This is a genomic window from Paenibacillus glucanolyticus, assembly GCF_037333485.1.
GTDB lineage: Bacteria > Bacillota > Bacilli > Paenibacillales > Paenibacillaceae > Paenibacillus_AQ > Paenibacillus_AQ glucanolyticus.
This window is the reverse complement of the sequence record NZ_CP147845.1, coordinates 4,284,539-4,302,463: the sequence shown is the minus strand read 5'-3', so window position 1 is coordinate 4,302,463 and position 17,925 is coordinate 4,284,539. Positions and strand designations below refer to the sequence as shown.

The following is a 17,925-nucleotide window of genomic DNA, read 5'->3' as shown; positions in this document are numbered from 1 at the left end:
TATGAACGTTATGGAACCGGTACAATCCAGTCTTACGAAGTTGATTGCGGGTCAAGACCTGAATCGGGATGAAGCCCGTGGGGTGATGCAGTCCATCATGGAAGGCCAAGCAACACATTCGCAGATTGGCGCACTGCTCACTGCCTTGAGAATGAAGGGGGAGACGGTAGAGGAGATAACGGGTTTTGCCGAAGCGATGAGAGGAGCGGGCGGGCGCGTTGTTACCGAGCGGAATCAACTGCTGGATACGTGCGGTACCGGAGGATCCGGCATTCACAAGTTCAACATTTCTACCGTATCCGCGATCATCTCCTCCTCGGTATCGGTCAGAGTGGCAAAACACGGCAACCGTTCGGCTTCAGGCCGGGCGGGAAGCGCAGACGTGCTGGAGGCATTGGGTGTCAATATTCACCTCACTGCCGAGCAGGCAACTGCATGTCTGGATGATATCGGTATTTGCTTCTTGTTTGCACAAATCTATCACCCGTCCATGAAATATGCCGCTGCACCGCGAAAAGAGCTGGGTATCCGGACCGTATTTAATATGCTTGGACCTTTGACGAACCCTGCCGGCGCCGATCGGCAGATGCTCGGCATTTACGATATGAATAAAACGGAAACTATTGCTCAAGTGCTGAAAGAACTCGGCCTAAAACGCGCAATGGTGGTAACCAGCCATGATGGTTTGGACGAGATCAGCATATCGGCGCCTACACGTGTATCTGAGCTTCGCGGCGGTGAAGTCCATACTTACGATATTCACCCTCATGATTTGGGACTGTCGGTTCATCCGATGAGCGACATCCTGGGCGGAGACGCAAAGGAAAATGCAGCGATTATCGGTTCAGTGCTGCGCGGTGAACGGAGCGCTTACCGGGATATTGTGCTTGCCAATGCCGGAGCATGCATCTACGTATCGGGGCTGGCGGACAGTTTGAAAGAAGGCGTACAGCGGGCAGCGGGAGCAATCGACACGGGATTGGCTCAGTCCAAGCTGGAGCAGTTGATCTCAAGAACGGGGGAAATGAGTTATGTATCTTGATCGAATTGTAGAAACGAAACGCAAAGAGGTTGCTCAGCTGCGCGAAACATTCAGCGTCTCGGAGGCGCTGAGACAGATCGCGGAATTACCGCCCACATTGGGATTCGAGAAGGCATTGTCCACAGGACGAAAACGCAGCATGGGACTCATTGCCGAAGTGAAGAAGGCATCTCCTTCCAAAGGTTTGATCCGGCCGGATTTTGATCCGGTTATGATCGCTAAAGCGTATGAGGCGGCCGATGCGGATTGCCTCTCCGTGCTGACAGACAGAGACTATTTTCAAGGTAGCGGTGAATATTTAAAAGCGGTTAGAGCAGCTGTTCATATTCCCTTGCTTCGCAAGGACTTCTTGATTGATGAGGCCCAGATTTACGAAGCACGCCTCCTGGGGGCGGATGCGGTTCTGTTGATTGCAAGCATCCTGGAGCCGCAGCAAATCGCGGAGTTCATTGAGACCGCGGGCTCCATTGGTCTGGATTGTTTGATCGAGGTCCACGATCAGAAGGAGCTGGAAACGGTTCTTGGGCTGGGCACCGCTCAGCTTATCGGGATTAACAATCGAAACCTCCGTACGTTCGAAACTTCGCTTCAGACAACGGCTGATATCGCAGCGCAAGTTCCTCACGGAATCACCTTGATCAGCGAGAGTGGAATCTCAGGACCCGCAGATATATCTTACCTGCATTATGTCGGGGCACATGGTGTTCTGGTAGGAGAGCATTTCATGCGTCAGCAGGATGTATTCCGGGCGGTTAATGATCTGATGGGACCCTTGCCGATTGCTGCAGACACAGAATAAAGGGGAGCATTCGCTGATGAGTACGGTTCTAAAAATATGTGGACTTCAAAGCGTTGAAGTGCTAAAATCTATGATAAACTTACCTGTGGATTATATCGGATTTGTATTTGCGAAGAGTCGGCGAAACGTATCGCCCAAGCAAGCTGCACAGCTGATTCAAGTATTGCGGCAATGGGATACGGGCAAGACTCCTGCCGCCGTCGGCGTCTTGGTTAACCCTGATCTGAATGAGCTGGAAGAGCTCCTTCAAGAAGCGGCGCTCGATGTCGTGCAGCTGCACGGTCAGGAATCGCCGCAATTTTGCCGGGAAGTGAAGGAGCGCTTCCCGGTTTCCGTTTTTAAGGCTGTATCTATCGAGAGTGACCGTTCGGAAGCGGATCGTCTGTCCTCACTGGATGCGTACGCTGGCTGCATCGACGGATTGCTGCTGGACACCTACGATCCGGTGTACGGCGGTGGATCTGGCAAGACATTTGCCTGGGACCTGATTCCACCTTACCAGCGGTGGGCCTCACAGCAAGGAATCCCCTTGTTTATAGCAGGCGGGCTCGATTCGGATAATGTATCGCATTTAATCGGCCAATATGCTCCATACGGCGTGGATGTATCCAGCGGTGTAGAGAGTGAACCTGGCGTGAAGGATATAAACAAAGTGACTGCATTCGTAGAAAGGGTGAAGGGGAAATGACACAGCTTCCGGACCGTAATGGACGTTTCGGGGTGTTTGGAGGCCGGTTTGTGCCGGAAACACTCATGAACGCTTTAATAGAGCTTGAACAGGAATATAATCGCTTTTCGGAGGATTCTGAATTCAAGGAAGAAATCGCTTATTTGCTTAAGCAGTACTCCGGGCGGGAAACGCCTCTGTATTATGCAGAACGGTTAAGCCAGCAACTGGGCAAGGCCAAAATCTATCTCAAGCGCGAGGATTTGAATCATACAGGCGCCCACAAAATCAACAACGCCATCGCTCAGGGCGTATTAGCCAAGCGCATGGGCAAGGGCAAGGTGATTGCCGAGACAGGTGCCGGACAGCATGGCGTCGCAACTGCAACGGTAGCTGCTCTCCTGGGTCTTGAATGCAAAGTGTTCATGGGCGAGGAAGATACCAAGCGGCAGCAGTTGAATGTGTTCCGTATGAAAATGCTCGGGGCAGAAGTGATTCCGGTGACTTCGGGAAGCCGTACCCTGAAAGATGCGGGCAACGAAGCGCTTCGCTACTGGGTCAGCAACGTGGAGGATACCTTCTACGTTCTGGGATCTGCCGTAGGTCCGCATCCTTATCCGATGATGGTGCGGAACTTCCAGCGAATTATCGGGGATGAGACCCGCAAGCAGATTTTGGAGACGGAAGGACGCCTTCCGAACGTGATTCTCGCTCCGATTGGGGGAGGGAGCAATGCCATCGGGATGTTCTACCCGTTCCTCGAAGATAAGGAAGTGGGCCTGATCGGCGTTGAAGCGGCAGGTAAAGGTGTGGATACCAATTTTCATGCGGCTACCATGTCCAAAGGAACACATGGTGTGTTCCAGGGATCGATGAGTTATTTGCTCCAGGATGAATACGGTCAGGTTCAGGAGGCGCATTCCATTTCTGCCGGCCTCGATTATCCGGGTGTTGGCCCGGAGCATTCATACCTGAAAGATATTGAGCGTGTGCAGTACGTGCCGATAACGGACCAAGAGGCACTGGATGCCCTGCAGCTGTTATGCCGCACGGAAGGCATCATTCCGGCTCTGGAATCCGCCCACGCCGTGGCACAAGCGGTGAAGATGGCGTCAACATGGTCTGAGGACGATATCGTGGTGATTAATTTATCTGGTCGCGGTGACAAGGACGTGGAGTCCATCATGGCTTACACGGGAGGGATAACAGAATGAACCGTATTGATGAGACCTTTGCATCGTTGAAACAGCAACACAAAACCGCCCTGATTCCTTATCTTACTGTCGGCGATCCCGATGTGAAGTCGACGCTGGATATCATTCACGAGCTTGAACTTGCAGGAGCCGATATTATTGAACTCGGCGTTCCTTATTCGGATCCTCTTGCCGACGGCCCGGTCATCCAGCGCGCTTCCGAGCGTGCACTGAAGAGCAAGGTAACGATCCGAACTTGCATGGAAACTGCGCGTCTGGCTAGAGACCGCGGAAGCAAGCTGCCGTTCATTCTCTTTACCTATTACAATCCGGTTCTGCAAACCGGGCTGGATACATTTTTTGAGGAAGTGCTGAAGAATGATATCAGCGGGTTGATCATTCCCGATCTTCCGGTGGAGGAATCCGAAGAGATCAGGAGCCGGGCACATGCTGCAGGCGTCCACCTGATTCCGCTGGTGGCACCAACCTCGCATGAACGGATTGCGAGCATTGCTTCAGAGGCGACCGGCTTTGTCTATTGCGTATCCTCGCTTGGTGTGACGGGAGAGCGCTCCGATTTTTATTCGGGAATTGAGTCCTTCCTTGAAACGGTGAAGCAATACAGCCATGTTCCGATTGCGATTGGTTTTGGCATATCGTCCGGCGAGCAAGTGGCCAGATTCTCGAAAATCTGTGACGGTGTGGTTGTCGGAAGCGCGATTGTACGCCAGATTGAATCCAATATACCTCTCTTGGAAAAAGAAGAGACGCGTCAGCAGGGACTTTTGCAAATTAGAGAGTTTGTGGCACAATTAAAAGGTTAGCGTTGTGTACAGCAGTTATGAAAGGTGAGGCGAATATCGAATGAAACCAAAAGCGCAAATTGTAAATCTTCCTGTATATCAACCGGGCAAGCCGATTGAAGAGGTGAAAAAAGAATTAGGACTTGATGTTGTCATTAAATTGGCTTCCAATGAGAACCCTTATGGCTGCTCGCCGCGGGCAACCGAAGCGATCACCGCTGAACTGGGAACACTCAGCTTGTATCCGGACGGAAGCGCGGCTGATTTAACGGCAGAGCTTGCTGACCAGCTGGCAATTGAACGCAGTCAAATTATTTTCGGATGCGGATCCGACGAGATTATTGCTCTCATTATTCGAGCGTTCCTGGAGCCGGGGGATGAGACCATTATGGCGGATCAGACCTTCTCCGTGTATAAAACCAATGCAGACATTGAAGGTGCCGTGAGCATTGAGGTACCGCTGATCAACGGGAAGCATGATCTTCCGGGCATGGTCAATGTCATTACGGACAAAACGAAAATAATATGGGTGTGCAACCCGAATAACCCTACGGGAACCATCGTATCCGAGAGTGAACTGGTATCCTTCCTGGATGAGGTTCCTGCCCACGTAATGGTTGTACTGGATGAAGCTTATTATGAATATGTTACGGACGCTTCTTATCCAGCCAGCATCAAGCTGATGGAACGCTATCCTAATCTGGTTATTCTGCGTACCTTCTCCAAAATATACGGATTGGCAGCGCTTCGCATCGGTTACGGCATCGGTCAACAGGAAGTTATCTCCCTGATTAACCGGGTACGCGAGCCATTTAACACAGGTCGCCTTGCCCAAGTAGCCGCGAAAGCTGCTCTGAAGGATCAGGAGTTTGTTGCCAAATGCCGCCAGCGGAATGCCGAAGGCATTACGTATATTCAGCAGCAATTCGATCGCCTCGGGCTGTCCTACTTCCCTGCGAACGGTAATTTCATCATGGTGGATGTACAGAATCCGGGTACCGAAGTGTTCAAATCACTGCTTAGCAAAGGCATTATCGTGCGACCGGGATTTGAGGTCTACCCGAGCTACATTCGCGTAACCGTAGGTTCCGAGGAACAGAACAAGGCTTTTATCGGCGCTTTGGAGCAAGTTCTCCACGAAGTGAATTCTCCAGCCTGATCGAATGACACCACAAATAATCGCAGCTTGAAACGAGTGAGAGAGAGAACATGACAATGCACATTTCTATTTTTGGCGTCGGCTTGATCGGCGGTTCGTTAGCATTATGCTTCAAAGGAAAACCAGGCATAACCGTTACGGGTTATGCCCACACCCAGGAATATGCCGATCAGGTTACGGCCAAGTCCGTTGTTGACAAGGTTACCCTATCGGTAGAAGAAGCAGCCCAGGATGCGGATGTGATATTCCTGTGCGTTCCTGTAGGCAGCCTGGAGACATATATAAAGCGTTTAAGCGAATTGCCGCTTAAACCCGGGTGCATTATCACAGATGTAGGCAGTACAAAAGCCAGCATTGCGGAATGTGCAGCACAGCTAACACTTAAGGAAGCTTGCTTTATCGGAGGACACCCAATGGCTGGGTCGGAGCGATCAGGTGTAGGTGCTGCTTCGACGGTTTTGTTCGAGAATGCTTATTATGTCCTCACCCCTCCAGATCAAGTGCCTCAGGAGAAGCTGGATACTCTTGTGGAGCTTCTTGCTCATACACGGGCGCATATTGTGAAGGTAGAGCCGAGACTGCATGATGAGATTGTAGGGGCGATCAGTCACCTGCCCCATGTGATCGCAGTGGCTTTGGTGAACCAAATCAGCTCCTATAATGAGGAGAATCCGCTGTACCGCACACTTGCTGCAGGTGGCTTCCGGGATATTACCCGAATTGCATCCAGTGATCCCGTGGTTTGGCGGGACATTTTATTAAACAATCGCAATGTAATGCTTCCTTTACTTCGGGACTGGAATGAAGGAATTCAGCGGTTTATGGATATGCTGGAGAATCAAGACGGACCTGCTATCGAAGAGGCTTTCCGCAGAGCGGGGGAGTTCCGCAGTGTGCTTCCTGAGAGACGTAAGGGTATGATTGTATCCCGGTACGATTTGTATCTTGACGTACCTGACCATCCAGGGATCATCGGTCGAATCGCAACTGATTTGGGAACAAACCGCATTAACCTCAGCAACATGCAGATTATCGAGAGCCGGGAAGATGTTCCGGGTGTTATGAGACTTTCCTTCCGCAATGAAATGGAACAGGAGCGTGCTAAAGAGCTGCTGATATCGCAAGGACATTCGGTTTACCAGTGATATTTCCGGTTGTTTAAAACAACCGGAAATAAATGTGTTTAATGTGTTGACAAAATGTAAACGTATACATATAATAAAAGTACAGTATGGTTTCTCTCCACTCCTATCCAAAAACTGTGTTGCTCCAAAATGGGCGACGGGCCGCGACTTTCGCGGTCTTTTTTTTTAATAGATTATCAATTTAGACTTGTATTTCTTTGTTTCTGTGGGTACAATTTCTTTAACTTCGCCCCACTTAAAATGTACCAGCGTTGGCTCGCCAGGTACAATTTTCTCGACTAGAAGCTCGACGGATCTTCTTTTGTCATCATCTTCAAGATCGTCAATTGCTCCTGCTAAGTCCTTCAATACGTCATCATAGTCACCAAATGATTTAGATACTGGTAACGGGATTTTATCGAGCAACTGATGAATTTCTATTTTTCTCTTCTCGTATCTCCTGATGATATTGTTGTATTGTTCCTCATTTATCTTCTGATGAAGATAGTAGTCATCAAATACTTGTTGTTCCGCACGCTCGATATTGGAGAGTTCATCTTGAAGTTTACGAACTGAATTCAGACTTTTGTCTTCAGTTCCAACAAGTTCAGGTATAATATGAGCCGGTTCGAATTTTTCTTCTGCAATCCCGCCTAGAAGCTTAATGACAGCTGCGTTCAGCGAAGCCTGATCAAGGTTTGGACTTTTACAATCACCTGTTTCAATTTTACGACTACATACATATTTTCGGTTACTTCTGTCGTTAAAATATCTTGAGTGCATTCTCGCTCCACATATTGGACAAATCAAGATTGAGGAGAGCATTTGTCGTTGTCTCCCTTTCCAGACTTTACTCTCACCAAACAGAGTTGATTGGATGTAGGAGAAGTCATCCCAAGAGACCAACTCCGGACACTCTGATAAAGGATAGTATTTATCCTTCCATTTTTGCATAGCAGCATAGGTCGGATTTTTTAGCATGTACCTAACACGTCTAGGAGCCCATTCTCTTCCAGTCTTTGTTTTAAAGCCTTGGTTATTTAACCATTTTGAAATTAGGTAAGGCCCTTTTCCATCTTTCGCCATCTCAAAGGATTTTCTGATGAAATAACTTACCTCAAAATCCTCAATGAATCCGAATCCATCTTTATTCTTTTTCAAACCATACGGAGCTGGCCCACCATTCCAACGTCCTTTTTCGGCGTTGGTTCTTTTAGTTTCATTCATTGTGTCGCTCAAGCTATCGCTATAATACTCGTTCATATCTACCAAGACGCCGGCTATGAAACGGCCGTTTGCTGTACTGAAGTCCAGGAGTTCAGAAGCCGAACAAATATCGATGCTTAAGCCTTCTAATGTTTCACGGATAGCCTGGTAGTCTTTTCTTAAACGTGTGAGACGGGAGAGGTTAAAGAATACAAACTTCTTGACGGTGGGCCTGTTCTCAACATACTCCAGTGCTTCCATAAGCCCAGGTCGTTTCGTGTATTTTATACGGAATCCCGAGTAGTCGATATCTTTAAAAACTTTGACTAGCTTGAATCCGTGAAAGTCACAAAACGACTCAATTTTTCTCAGCTGAGTTTGCTCCGAAATATCCTCCTTATCTTCTCGTTCATCACTTTGGCGGATGTAGCCAACAGCCTCAATCTGATCTTCTTCTTTTTTTCTTAGGACCATTTTAGTGTTCACCCCCTTTCCAGGAAGTAGCTCTATGGATCTACTGTTAGAATCTTCTTCGTAATTCAACGACCTTTCCAATAATCTCAACTTTTGACGAATCAACAATAGTAGGCTGCAACCTAGGGTTAGATGGCATTAAGATGCAGATATTGCCTTCACATTTAATTCTTTTCACAGTGGCCGTTTCCCCTTCGATAGCTACAACAGCTATGTCTGTAGAAGAGACTTCATTCTGTTTTACGCAGACTACGATATCGCCCTCAGCAATGTTGTCACCTATCATGCTGTCGCCTTTCACGCGCAAGCAGAAGGCTTCTTTTCCTCTGACTACAGACTTATTTATGTATTCAATGTCTTCTATTAATTCAATCCGATCTATTGGCTGGCCCGCCGCGATCGATCCGAGGACAGGAACTTTTATAAGACTTTCAGCAATATATTGTGCAGGAGTTTCTTCAACGATAAGAGCTTTATTCAGATCTTTTTTTAACTCCTTTAGCATACTCAGTTTTGTGATTTTCTCTTTTATTTCAATTGGTGCTTTTTCAATCAATGCGGCAGTTAGTAATTGTTCAACATCACCGCCAGTTACTGCTGCGAGTGCTCTATTCAATTCCTCGGTTGCTGGGTTCTCCGTTTTACCGTTCTGCAACTGACTAATATACCCCTTACTTACTTTATAGCCGTATTGTTCGAGCTTTTCGGATATCGCGGAAAGAGATAACCCGGATTCTTTTATATAACTTCTCAGCAACTCATAGTAATTCAATTGAGACACTCCTTTCATTTGATATCAATTGTATTTTCGTTTCAGTAAAAAGTCAACAGTCAGAATTTAATTTTTACTATTGACTGGAACGATCATACCGTTTACTATCTACTTAACGATATCGTTCACCATTTAGTAAACGATAAAGACTGGAGGTGAAGAAGTTGAAATATTCAGAATTACTACGTAGTGCACTCGTAGAAAGTGGTTGGTCTTATTCCCAAGTTGTTGAGCGCTGTAAAGTTCACAACAAAAACGTTTCTCGCTCTTATCTAAGTAAGATATCTAGAGGTTTTATGCCTCCTCCATCTGACGAAGTCAATAAAGCTCTTGCAAATGTATTGTCTCCCGTTACTTCCTTGACCTACGAAAGATTAGCACTTGCAAAGTACAAAGAAATAATTCCGGATGAAGTGCTTAAGGCGATAGCATCCGAACATGAAGGAGGCCAACATGAAAAGCTTTGAGGATGTCATTGGACGTATTAAAAGGATGGGGATAGACCCGACAGATCTAAACTCAGAGATCGAGCAATTGGAGTATGAAATTAGCACTTTCTTAAATGAGGAGGGAGCGAAATGTCAATCCGGCAACTCGAACCGTACGAACGGGAGTTTATAAAGATTCTTGCAAAAGGCATCAAAATTCGTAAACAGAAACAGAGAGAAGGCGTCATTAAAAAATAATTAACCATCTAAAGAGGATAGAAAGGAGTTTGCAACATGAGTAGAGTTCTAAACTTGGCTGCTGAAGATGAAGTCTTAGACTACTGCGCTAACGAGACATGTGGCAAGGAGATCTACTTCGGGCAGCTCGTTACAAAGATCGGCCATGAGCTAGTTTGTTCAGGAAAATGCTTGGTAGAGAAGATCGGCGCCGTAACCATTATTGCTGGGAAGGGAGGAGTCTAGTAAGTGGAAACCCTTAGTTTTACTTGCGATCCGCTTACTCTTATCCGTATCGTTCTACAGCGCTTCGTCGAAGAGAACATTCAAGGGCAATATTATCGGGCGAAACAATTCGCATGTTATGAGTATTTGGATAAAAACTTGACTGACGATCTACTAAACGAAATTCTTTCTGAGTTCGTCAAACGTCACAACCTTGAAGCGATAACGCTACTGGATTGGCGCGAAGATGCCCGTTTGATCTTCGACATCATCTTTGAACGTAACGATTATAAAGCCTTGGAAGTGTCGTTCATGAGGAAGGGGTGTGGGAATACCGGTTTAGGGGTTTATGATCGTCATTCGGGATTGTTTTATGAATGCGGCATGGCCCAGCATTGGCAGACGATACGTGACATTGTGAGGGATAGTTATTCTGAAAAGCATGAGGCATTAGAGAAATTATATTGCTACAGCAGGTTAACAGAATACGGTGGATTCAGTAGAGAGGAAATCGAAAATTTCGTGATGGACAATTTCGAACTGGTGGGCGGAATGAAGTCAATTAACGAGTACTTGTAAATTCGTACCGAAACAATTGAAGGGAGATGAAACAAGAAGGTGAACAAGAGGTTAAGGGTCTGGACTTGTGGGAATCTGCAGCAACTGATCGAGATGACAAAGTCCAAGGAGCTTCGCGAGATTTACCGCAAGCAATATATCAGCTTGGCATCAAGGATGAAAAAGAAAAATGCAGCTTGAACGGGGTAGGAGCCGTCAAGCCGCAAATCAAACAATCAGCATATTAAGGTCAGTTTAACACTGACTGGAAGGGGATTGCAATATGAAAACTACTGGAATCGTTCGTCGTATAGACGATCTTGGCCGAGTAGTGGTTCCGAGGGAGCTTCGTCGAGCATTCGGAATCGCTGAGGGAGATCCACTCGAATTTTATACGGAAGGCGACAAGATCATTCTCGCTAGATATGCTCCAGGGTGTTTCATCTGTCCTGAGACTGACAAGTCCAAGCTAAGATCTTTTCATTCAAAGCTGATCTGCGAGGACTGCATTAAATCAATCGTCGATACTTTCGACAAGCTGGACAAACCAATTAATTCTTAGGAGGACTTATACATGCCAGTACAAATCACGATCAACGGCGAAAACGCCGCTCAAGCTATAGAGGAGTTTGTTACCCTTTCGGCCGCATTCGGCGGAGCCACTCCCTCAGATGCACCTGTTAAGGAAGAAGTTAAGCCACGTCAGCGGAAGGCTCACGAAACTAAAAAAGAAGAATCGAAGGTTGAAACAGAACAAGACTCTGCTCCAGATGAGGGGGCTGTGGATAGCCAGCCGAATGAAGATGAGGACATTCCAACTGTCGTTGAGCTTCGTGCTAAGGCTCAGGAAGTGGGCAAAGATCCAAAGAGGAAGCCGGAAATCAAGAAACTGCTTGGCGAGTTTGAAAGTGCGGCGATCTCGGATGTCCCAGAAGAGAAACGGAAAGCCTTCATGGTCGCATTGGAGGCTCTATGACACAGCCAGCACATGCTGAACGGGCTCATGCCTTATTGGGTGCGTCCAAGGCGGATCAGTGGATAAACTGTCCGCCTAGTGCTCGACAACAGGAGAGTATTCCGGATAAGCGTAGCGAGTTTTCAGATGAGGGGACCTCAGCGCATGAACTGTCCGAGCTGATCCTTCGCCGGAGGCTAACACCTTGTAATGCAGCTGAGCGAAAAAAGCTTGATAAGGCAATCGCAGATTTCAAGAAAACCAACTCTTATTACGGTCCAGAAATGGAAGACGCTGTGGCTGCCTATGTCGATGTGGTAGAAGAACGCTTCATGGCGGCCAAGGCTCGATCGAAGGACGCGGTGATACTTTTTGAGGAGCGTGTGGATTTCTCAGAATGGGTCCCTGATGGTTATGGGACCGGAGACGTTGTAATCATCTCGGACTGGATGCTTGATGTCATTGATCTAAAGTACGGCAAGGGTGTGCCGGTCAGCGCGATCGGTAACCCTCAGCTCCGGTTGTATGGTCTAGGGGCCTGGGCTAACTGGAATTACCTATACTCGATCAATGAGGTCAGCATGACGATCGTCCAGCCCCGTCTGGATAGCGTCAGTACTGATACGCTTCTGCTTGATGAACTACTCGAATGGGCCTTGGACGTTGTTACACCTGCAGCTGCACTGGCAGACGCTGGCGAAGGTGAATATAAGCCTGGTAGTCACTGCCGTTGGTGCAAAGTTAAAGGGAACTGTCGTGCTCGGGCTGATGAGAATATGAAGGCCTTGGCGTATGAGTTTCAGGATCCTGCTCTTCTATCCATGGATGAGATTGGTTCAGTTCTATTCGTAGCCGAGCAGTTGAAAGTCTGGGCCAAGGACGTTGAAGAATATGCCTTCGAGCAGGCTAAATCAGGTGCAAGGATCCCATCGTGGAAACTTGTGGAGGGTCGGAGTAACCGGACCATTACCGATAAGGCTGCTGCTCGTAAGGCCTTGGAGTCTGCCGAGTTTGAGGCGGATAAGTTTCTCAAGCCGCAGGAGCTGCTTGGCATTGGTGATCTGGAGAAGAAGATCGGAAAGAAAGAGCTTGCTTCCTTGTTGGACGGTCTGATCGTGAAGCCGCCAGGTAAGCCAGTGCTGGTGCCGGAGACGGACAAGCGGCCGGAGCTTAACAGTGTGGACCAGGACTTTGCTGGAGAGGAATTTGAGGTGTAGTCATGGGTGAAATAGCTGATTACCACATAGAACGAATGTCGTCCGGTGCTTGGTCAGTTGGAAGAACTAATTCAAATAAAAGGAGAAATGAAAATATGGCGAACGAAATCAATACAAAAGTTATCACAGGGACGGTGCGTCTGTCTTATGCAAACGTGTGGGAGCCTCAAGAGAACGATAGCGGTGATTTGAAGTACGGTACTTCTATTCTTATTCCCAAGGACGATAAGGACACTCTTCGTAAGATCAAAGCGGTCGTTGATGGTCTGAAAGAGCAAGCGAAAGCTAAGTACAATGGGAAACTGCCTGCTAAATTCCATACGCCTTTACGTGATGGTGACGAGGAGCGTCCGGACGATGAGGCTTACGCGGGGCATTATTTCTTCAACGCTTCCAGCAAGAATAAACCCGGTATCGCGAAGCCAATCGGAAGGGACACCAACGGAAAAACCAAATTTGAGGAAATTACGGATACAACAGAAGTGTATAGCGGCTGCTATGCCAAAGTGTCGGTTAACTTCTATCTTTTCGATACGAAGGGAAATAAGGGGATTGCCGCAGGTCTGAACAACATTGTAAAAGTGCAGGATGGTGAGCCACTTGGTGGTGGCAGAAGTAGCGTGAACGCTGATTTTGCCGATGAGGATTTTGAGATCATTGTAGACATCAGTGACGATGATGATTTCATGAACTAATTTGACTTCTTTGAAGGGGCTTGATATCAGGCCCCTTTTTATAACCGCAAAATTCTAATGGGAGAAAGTGATATGACCCTATTGCAGATCGACCTTGAAACATTCAGCAGTGTAGACATCAAAAAATCGGGCGTTTATCCCTACGTTGAGGCTCCAGATTTTGAAATCCTGCTATTTGGATTTGCCTTCGATGACGATCCAGTGACTGTTATCGATCTGATGGATTATGAAGCCTTGCCCGGAGATGTAATCAAGGCCCTCAAAATGGACGTCATCAAAACGGCCTTCAATGCCAATTTTGAACGAACTGCGCTGGCGAAACATCTGGGTGTACCGATGCCGCCTGAACAATGGCGCTGCTCAAGCGTTCATGCCCTTACTTTGGGGTTACCTGGAGATCTGGACGGAGTTGCCAAGGTGCTGAAAGTGGATGAACAGAAGGACAGCGCAGGTAAGGCTCTGATTAAATACTTCTCTATGCCTTGCAAGCCGACCAAGGTAAACGGTGGGCGCACACGAAACCTTCCGTACCATGATCCTGAGAAGTGGCAGCAGTACAAGGAATATAACCGGCAGGACGTGGAGGCAGAACGGGCTGTACGAAAGATGATCGAGAAATATGAGATTTCCGAATTTGAACATAAGCTCTGGGCTTTAGATCAGAAGATCAATGATAACGGGATACAGCTTCATCCGGAGCTAGATACTCGGGCCATCGAATGCGATGAAGCCTTTAAGATTCGAACGGTTCAGGAGGCCAAGGAGCTAACTGGTCTGGACAATCCGAATAGTCCGGCGCAGTTGAAAGCCTGGCTGGAGGAAGAGGAAGGGATCCAGATCGAAGGCTTAACCAAAGACACAATTCCAGGACTGATCAAGGAAGCAAAGAGAGAAAAGGTTAAGACGATGCTGAAGCTCCGGCAGCAGCTGGCTAAAACATCCGTGAAGAAGTTCGAAGCCATGCAGCGCGCACGCTGCCAAGATGGACGAGTTCGGGGCCTGCTGCAATTCTACGGGGCTAACCGGACGGGCCGCTGGGCGGGAAGACTGGTGCAGGTGCAGAACCTTCCGCAGAACAAACTGCCGGATTTGGAGCTTGCAAGAAATCTCCTGCTTTCTGGAGATTATGAACTGCTTGAAATGTTGTTCGGCGCTCCGCCATTTGTTCTGTCTCAGCTGATCCGGACGGCCTTCATTCCTTCGCCGGGATGTCGCTTTATCGTTTCAGACTTCTCAGCGATCGAGGCGCGGGTGATAGCTTGGCTGGCTGGAGAGACCTGGCGGCTGGAGGTATTCAAGACTCATGGCATGATTTATGAAGCTTCGGCGGCGCAGATGTTCAATCTTATTCTTGAAGAGATCACGAAGGACTTACGACAAAAAGGGAAGATCGCAGAGCTTGCACTGGGTTACGGTGGTGCAGTTGGAGCACTGGAGCAAATGGGGGCCCTCAAAATGGGCCTAGCTCCGGACGAGCTGCCGCCTCTGGTTAAGACATGGCGTGCAGCTAATCCGAAGATAACAAAGCTTTGGTGGGACGTGGACAGGGCAGCCATGACAGCCGTCCAAGAGCGAAGAACGATCAAGCTACAGTATGGTCTGACATTTTACTGCGAAGGCGGCTATCTATTTATCCGGTTACCTTCTGGTCGGCGTTTGTCCTACGTAAACCCTCGGATCGTTGACGGGAAGTTTGATAAACCGGCCTTGGTTTATGACGGAGTGGACCAGACAAAGAAGACATGGGGCAAGATCGATACTTACGGCCCTAAGCTGGTCGAGAACATTGTGCAGGCGATCAGTCGGGACTGTCTGGCCGTGAGCATGCTTCGCTTGGACGAAGCTGGCTTTGAGACTCGGATGCACGTCCATGATGAGGTCATTGTCGATGAACCTTATGACAATGGTAGAGACTCCTTAAATGAGATAACTGAAATTATGGGGCAGCCGATCGAATGGGCGCCTGGCCTTCCACTTCGTGCCGAAGCATTCGAGACGGACTTTTATAAGAAGGATTGAGCTTAATGAAACACGCTCTCACTAATGAAGATATTGAAAAACATAATGGTATGGTTCACAGGCTGGCTGGGAGATACCATAGGCAAATCCTAGATCCTGCTATCGGTTATGAAGATCTTGTTGCAGAAGCCCAAATAGGCCTCATGAAAGCTTATGAGGGATTTGATCCAGTAACAGGCTATGCTTTCTCAACTTTCGCATTTGCTACTGTAGCAGGATATCTACAAAATTTTCTAGCTCGGCGGGGGACTCGGATTAGATTTCCAGCCCATGCCGTTACATTAGCTAACAAAATATATCGCGAAGGTTTAGAGATAGAACCCTTGGAGAAAATTGCAAAATTGCTTGGGAAGCCCGTTTCTTACGTTCAGACAGCAATGGAGTATCTGGCATCATTAAATATTTATGAAATTGATAGACCCCAAACTAACTATATGTCAGGTACGGAGGATGAAAAATCAAACTCTCATTTCTTAGTAATATCCAAGGATGATAATTCATTGGTATTTGTTGAAGAGTTTCTTAGCTCAATCAAGCCTCGTGATCGTGAAGTGGTGGAGCTAGTAATGAAAGGATTTAACTATCGGCAGATTGGTAACATGGCAGGAGTAAGCCATCAGGCAATCTGGAATAGAATGAGGAAAATTCAAGAGATTTACCTCAAGTATGAACTTGGGCGGCCAATAAGAAAGAAAGGCAGCCTGGCATAGGTTGATTGGTGGATGATCATGTTTGAACAAGATCCGTATTTTCAGGATATCCCTTGGGATTTGATATATGACGATAGTGGTGAGCTGATCGGCGAGGTCTACGTGATCTTGCCAGATCCACCACCGAGGAGGAAAGCATTATGAAGTGGGAAGCTTTTGAGTGTGATGACTGTAAACAACGCTTTGCGCTTGAACAGAAACCTGACGATGAGATTGAAGAACCTTTATGCCCAGGATGCGGCGGTTATTATTGCGGGCCAGTAGAAGTGGAAATCGTGGAGAAAAGGGGTTAACTCAATGGAAAATCCAATGGACGAGATTCTGAAAATTTCAGATCAGTTGCCTATGGTTGTCCTGGAGGATATTAATAAGCGAATAGGCGACTGGCTGGCGATGGGCGGAGAGTCTAGGGACCCTTATATCGAACAGCAGTTAAGGTTTGCAAGACGATTTGTGGAGGAGGGCTAAGTTTGATTAACCGAGTAAAGCTAATAGACCAGACAAAGCTGATGGGATGCTTGAAAAAGGAATTGGAATTTTGCATCAAGGAAAAGTTCAACGAAAAGAACACCCGATTCTACTTAGGACGTGAGACGGTTCTGACGGATATCATTAATCAAATCGAATCGGATAAATTCTGCCCCGACACATGGAAATGCTTAGTCTGCGGCTCTGATGTTACTAACTATGAACCAGAATACTGTTGCACATACATTAGTATGGATACGCCCTGCGGCTGTATGGGATTGCCGATTGAACCACCGTTATGTTCAGCGGAATGTTCAGAAAAGATTTTCGGGAAAGCCGCTGGGAGTAATGGAATGAGTAGAGACGTAGATTACCTGCTGAAATTCTCACAAAAGGATTTTGAAAAGTTTGTGGATGCTGGTGAGTACAGCGATCAAAATGTGATTGACCTTTGGCGTGAAGTTAAAGCAGCCCAAGAAGAAATAGCCCGTATCAACTGTAACTATTACGCAGATCGGCAACGATTTAGAGACCATGTCAAGAAACTGGCTGAAGTGGAAACCCCGACACAGGTTCTGAAGAAACTGCTAGAGACTAAAATCCCTTGGAAAAAGTATGATCCCGAGAATCCGCCAGAGCTGAATGTAACTTGTCTCGTGTCCACTGGGATACGTCCAGTGACTGCTTTCTTGGACGTTGATGAAACGGGGGCAATGCTTTGGCTGAACAGTGATAGCGCTGAAATGATATCTGGTGTATCTCATTATGCGGTTATTCATATTCCGGAGAGCGTAACATGAGGCCTCTTACCCTGGATGAAAAAGCTCTAAGTAAAGCAGCCAAGCAACGGGCGAATAAACAGCTACAGGCTCAGCGGCGTAAGATCGGCGTGCGGATCAGAGACGTAAAGGGAGAACCGGTCATTCTGGAAATCGAGGGTCGTTCTATCACGCTTAATTATGAGATGCTTCGCCGGTTCATTCGGTCGCTAAAGAACCGGCATTGGAATATGAGCCTGGATATCTCGACAGGATCCTCTGTACTCGTCATTTCACATCATATCGATTTATGGAGCAAAGATCGGGGTTACATCGAGCTCTATGACTTGCCCGCGTATCAAAAGGAACTACTGACGGAATTACCGGTTATTGAAATAGAACGTAATTGAGGTGGC

At 47.4% G+C, this 17,925-nt stretch carries 23 protein-coding genes; 21 read left to right on the top strand and 2 right to left on the bottom strand.

Annotated elements, in window-relative coordinates; all coding sequences use genetic code 11:
* Window position 1 precedes the first annotated feature (1 nt).
* The 7 genes from trpD (at window position 2) to WDY75_RS20130 (ending at window position 6,808) form a co-directional block, all read left to right on the top strand.
* Entirely contained in the window at window positions 2–1,042 is a 1,041-nt protein-coding gene (gene trpD / locus WDY75_RS20160) for an anthranilate phosphoribosyltransferase (RefSeq protein WP_063479135.1), read from the top strand.
* A complete protein-coding gene (gene trpC / locus WDY75_RS20155) occupies window positions 1,032–1,841 on the top strand; it encodes an indole-3-glycerol phosphate synthase TrpC (RefSeq protein ID WP_063479136.1) in 810 nt (269 codons plus the stop codon). Before trpD ends, trpC begins: the two co-directional genes overlap by 11 nt.
* 70 nt (window positions 1,842–1,911) lie before the next feature.
* Window positions 1,912–2,529: a phosphoribosylanthranilate isomerase gene (locus WDY75_RS20150; RefSeq protein ID WP_006209485.1), complete on the top strand. Its 618-nt coding sequence runs from the start codon at window positions 1,912–1,914 to the stop codon at window positions 2,527–2,529.
* Window positions 2,526–3,722 carry a tryptophan synthase subunit beta gene (trpB, locus tag WDY75_RS20145; RefSeq protein WP_063479137.1) on the top strand — a complete coding sequence of 399 codons (1,197 nt, stop codon included), beginning with the start codon at window positions 2,526–2,528 and terminating at the stop codon, window positions 3,720–3,722. The genes WDY75_RS20150 and trpB overlap by 4 nt, the downstream gene beginning before the upstream one ends.
* Entirely contained in the window at window positions 3,719–4,525 is an 807-nt protein-coding gene (gene trpA / locus WDY75_RS20140) for a tryptophan synthase subunit alpha (protein ID WP_006209488.1), read from the top strand. The genes trpB and trpA overlap by 4 nt, the downstream gene beginning before the upstream one ends.
* Before the next feature lie 40 nt (window positions 4,526–4,565).
* Complete coding sequence (gene hisC, locus WDY75_RS20135) at window positions 4,566–5,663, top strand: histidinol-phosphate transaminase (protein ID WP_063479138.1); 1,098 nt, start codon at window positions 4,566–4,568, stop codon at window positions 5,661–5,663.
* A gap of 56 nt (window positions 5,664–5,719) precedes the next feature.
* On the top strand, window positions 5,720–6,808 hold the full coding sequence (locus tag WDY75_RS20130; protein ID WP_006209490.1) for a prephenate dehydrogenase: 1,089 nt from the start codon (window positions 5,720–5,722) through the stop codon (window positions 6,806–6,808).
* Between the two features lie 165 nt (window positions 6,809–6,973).
* On the opposite strand, the gene WDY75_RS20125 is transcribed toward WDY75_RS20130, so the two are convergent.
* Window positions 6,974–8,467, bottom strand: a complete 1,494-nt coding sequence (locus WDY75_RS20125; protein ID WP_063479139.1) for a recombinase family protein — start codon at window positions 8,465–8,467, stop codon at window positions 6,974–6,976.
* A 46-nt stretch (window positions 8,468–8,513) separates the two neighbouring features.
* Complete coding sequence (locus WDY75_RS20120) at window positions 8,514–9,239, bottom strand: helix-turn-helix domain-containing protein (RefSeq protein ID WP_063479140.1); 726 nt, start codon at window positions 9,237–9,239, stop codon at window positions 8,514–8,516.
* 164 nt (window positions 9,240–9,403) lie between these two features.
* Between WDY75_RS20120 and WDY75_RS20115 the strand changes: the two genes are divergently transcribed.
* The 14 genes from WDY75_RS20115 (at window position 9,404) to WDY75_RS20050 (ending at window position 17,919) form a co-directional block, all read left to right on the top strand.
* Window positions 9,404–9,706, top strand: coding sequence for a helix-turn-helix domain-containing protein (locus WDY75_RS20115; RefSeq protein ID WP_063479141.1), 303 nt, complete (start codon window positions 9,404–9,406; stop codon window positions 9,704–9,706).
* Window positions 9,707–9,961: 255 nt separating this feature from the next.
* Complete coding sequence (locus WDY75_RS20110) at window positions 9,962–10,150, top strand: hypothetical protein (protein ID WP_063479142.1); 189 nt, start codon at window positions 9,962–9,964, stop codon at window positions 10,148–10,150.
* Between the two features lie 3 nt (window positions 10,151–10,153).
* Window positions 10,154–10,708 carry a hypothetical protein gene (locus tag WDY75_RS20105; RefSeq protein ID WP_063479143.1) on the top strand — a complete coding sequence of 185 codons (555 nt, stop codon included), beginning with the start codon at window positions 10,154–10,156 and terminating at the stop codon, window positions 10,706–10,708.
* A gap of 26 nt (window positions 10,709–10,734) precedes the next feature.
* On the top strand, window positions 10,735–10,935 hold the full coding sequence (locus WDY75_RS20100; RefSeq protein WP_063479144.1) for a hypothetical protein: 201 nt from the start codon (window positions 10,735–10,737) through the stop codon (window positions 10,933–10,935).
* Window positions 10,936–10,970: 35 nt separating this feature from the next.
* Window positions 10,971–11,249, top strand: coding sequence for an AbrB/MazE/SpoVT family DNA-binding domain-containing protein (locus WDY75_RS20095; protein ID WP_063479145.1), 279 nt, complete (start codon window positions 10,971–10,973; stop codon window positions 11,247–11,249).
* A 12-nt stretch (window positions 11,250–11,261) separates the two neighbouring features.
* A complete protein-coding gene (locus tag WDY75_RS20090) occupies window positions 11,262–11,663 on the top strand; it encodes a hypothetical protein (RefSeq protein WP_063479146.1) in 402 nt (133 codons plus the stop codon).
* Window positions 11,660–12,859 carry a DUF2800 domain-containing protein gene (locus tag WDY75_RS20085; protein WP_063479147.1) on the top strand — a complete coding sequence of 400 codons (1,200 nt, stop codon included), beginning with the start codon at window positions 11,660–11,662 and terminating at the stop codon, window positions 12,857–12,859. Before WDY75_RS20090 ends, WDY75_RS20085 begins: the two co-directional genes overlap by 4 nt.
* Before the next feature lie 95 nt (window positions 12,860–12,954).
* Window positions 12,955–13,554, top strand: a complete 600-nt coding sequence (locus tag WDY75_RS20080; protein ID WP_063479148.1) for a DUF2815 family protein — start codon at window positions 12,955–12,957, stop codon at window positions 13,552–13,554.
* Between the two features lie 72 nt (window positions 13,555–13,626).
* Window positions 13,627–15,573 (top strand): DNA polymerase, encoded by a 1,947-nt coding sequence (locus WDY75_RS20075; RefSeq protein WP_063479149.1) that lies wholly within the window; start codon window positions 13,627–13,629, stop codon window positions 15,571–15,573.
* Between the two features lie 5 nt (window positions 15,574–15,578).
* A complete protein-coding gene (locus tag WDY75_RS20070) occupies window positions 15,579–16,283 on the top strand; it encodes a sigma-70 family RNA polymerase sigma factor (protein WP_063479150.1) in 705 nt (234 codons plus the stop codon).
* 140 nt (window positions 16,284–16,423) lie between these two features.
* Window positions 16,424–16,576 (top strand): hypothetical protein, encoded by a 153-nt coding sequence (locus WDY75_RS20065; protein WP_156515054.1) that lies wholly within the window; start codon window positions 16,424–16,426, stop codon window positions 16,574–16,576.
* A 4-nt stretch (window positions 16,577–16,580) separates the two neighbouring features.
* Entirely contained in the window at window positions 16,581–16,751 is a 171-nt protein-coding gene (locus tag WDY75_RS20060; protein ID WP_197477110.1) for a DUF6877 family protein, read from the top strand.
* A gap of 2 nt (window positions 16,752–16,753) precedes the next feature.
* Entirely contained in the window at window positions 16,754–17,551 is a 798-nt protein-coding gene (locus tag WDY75_RS20055) for a hypothetical protein (protein WP_063479151.1), read from the top strand.
* Entirely contained in the window at window positions 17,548–17,919 is a 372-nt protein-coding gene (locus WDY75_RS20050; protein ID WP_063479152.1) for a hypothetical protein, read from the top strand. Before WDY75_RS20055 ends, WDY75_RS20050 begins: the two co-directional genes overlap by 4 nt.
* Window positions 17,920–17,925 lie beyond the last annotated feature (6 nt).

Coding starts and splice junctions, on each gene's coding strand:
- trpD (WP_063479135.1), top strand. CDS start 2: ATGAACGTTATGGAACCGGTACAATCCAGTCTTACGAAGTTGATTGCG.
- trpC (WP_063479136.1), top strand. CDS start 1,032: ATGTATCTTGATCGAATTGTAGAAACGAAACGCAAAGAGGTTGCTCAG.
- WDY75_RS20150 (WP_006209485.1), top strand. CDS start 1,912: ATGATAAACTTACCTGTGGATTATATCGGATTTGTATTTGCGAAGAGT.
- trpB (WP_063479137.1), top strand. CDS start 2,526: ATGACACAGCTTCCGGACCGTAATGGACGTTTCGGGGTGTTTGGAGGC.
- trpA (WP_006209488.1), top strand. CDS start 3,719: ATGAACCGTATTGATGAGACCTTTGCATCGTTGAAACAGCAACACAAA.
- hisC (WP_063479138.1), top strand. CDS start 4,566: ATGAAACCAAAAGCGCAAATTGTAAATCTTCCTGTATATCAACCGGGC.
- WDY75_RS20130 (WP_006209490.1), top strand. CDS start 5,720: ATGCACATTTCTATTTTTGGCGTCGGCTTGATCGGCGGTTCGTTAGCA.
- WDY75_RS20125 (WP_063479139.1), bottom strand. CDS start 8,467: ATGGTCCTAAGAAAAAAAGAAGAAGATCAGATTGAGGCTGTTGGCTAC.
- WDY75_RS20110 (WP_063479142.1), top strand. CDS start 9,962: ATGAGTAGAGTTCTAAACTTGGCTGCTGAAGATGAAGTCTTAGACTAC.
- WDY75_RS20100 (WP_063479144.1), top strand. CDS start 10,735: ATGAAACAAGAAGGTGAACAAGAGGTTAAGGGTCTGGACTTGTGGGAA.
- WDY75_RS20095 (WP_063479145.1), top strand. CDS start 10,971: ATGAAAACTACTGGAATCGTTCGTCGTATAGACGATCTTGGCCGAGTA.
- WDY75_RS20090 (WP_063479146.1), top strand. CDS start 11,262: ATGCCAGTACAAATCACGATCAACGGCGAAAACGCCGCTCAAGCTATA.
- WDY75_RS20085 (WP_063479147.1), top strand. CDS start 11,660: ATGACACAGCCAGCACATGCTGAACGGGCTCATGCCTTATTGGGTGCG.
- WDY75_RS20080 (WP_063479148.1), top strand. CDS start 12,955: ATGGCGAACGAAATCAATACAAAAGTTATCACAGGGACGGTGCGTCTG.
- WDY75_RS20075 (WP_063479149.1), top strand. CDS start 13,627: ATGACCCTATTGCAGATCGACCTTGAAACATTCAGCAGTGTAGACATC.
- WDY75_RS20070 (WP_063479150.1), top strand. CDS start 15,579: ATGAAACACGCTCTCACTAATGAAGATATTGAAAAACATAATGGTATG.
- WDY75_RS20065 (WP_156515054.1), top strand. CDS start 16,424: ATGAAGTGGGAAGCTTTTGAGTGTGATGACTGTAAACAACGCTTTGCG.
- WDY75_RS20060 (WP_197477110.1), top strand. CDS start 16,581: ATGGAAAATCCAATGGACGAGATTCTGAAAATTTCAGATCAGTTGCCT.
- WDY75_RS20050 (WP_063479152.1), top strand. CDS start 17,548: ATGAGGCCTCTTACCCTGGATGAAAAAGCTCTAAGTAAAGCAGCCAAG.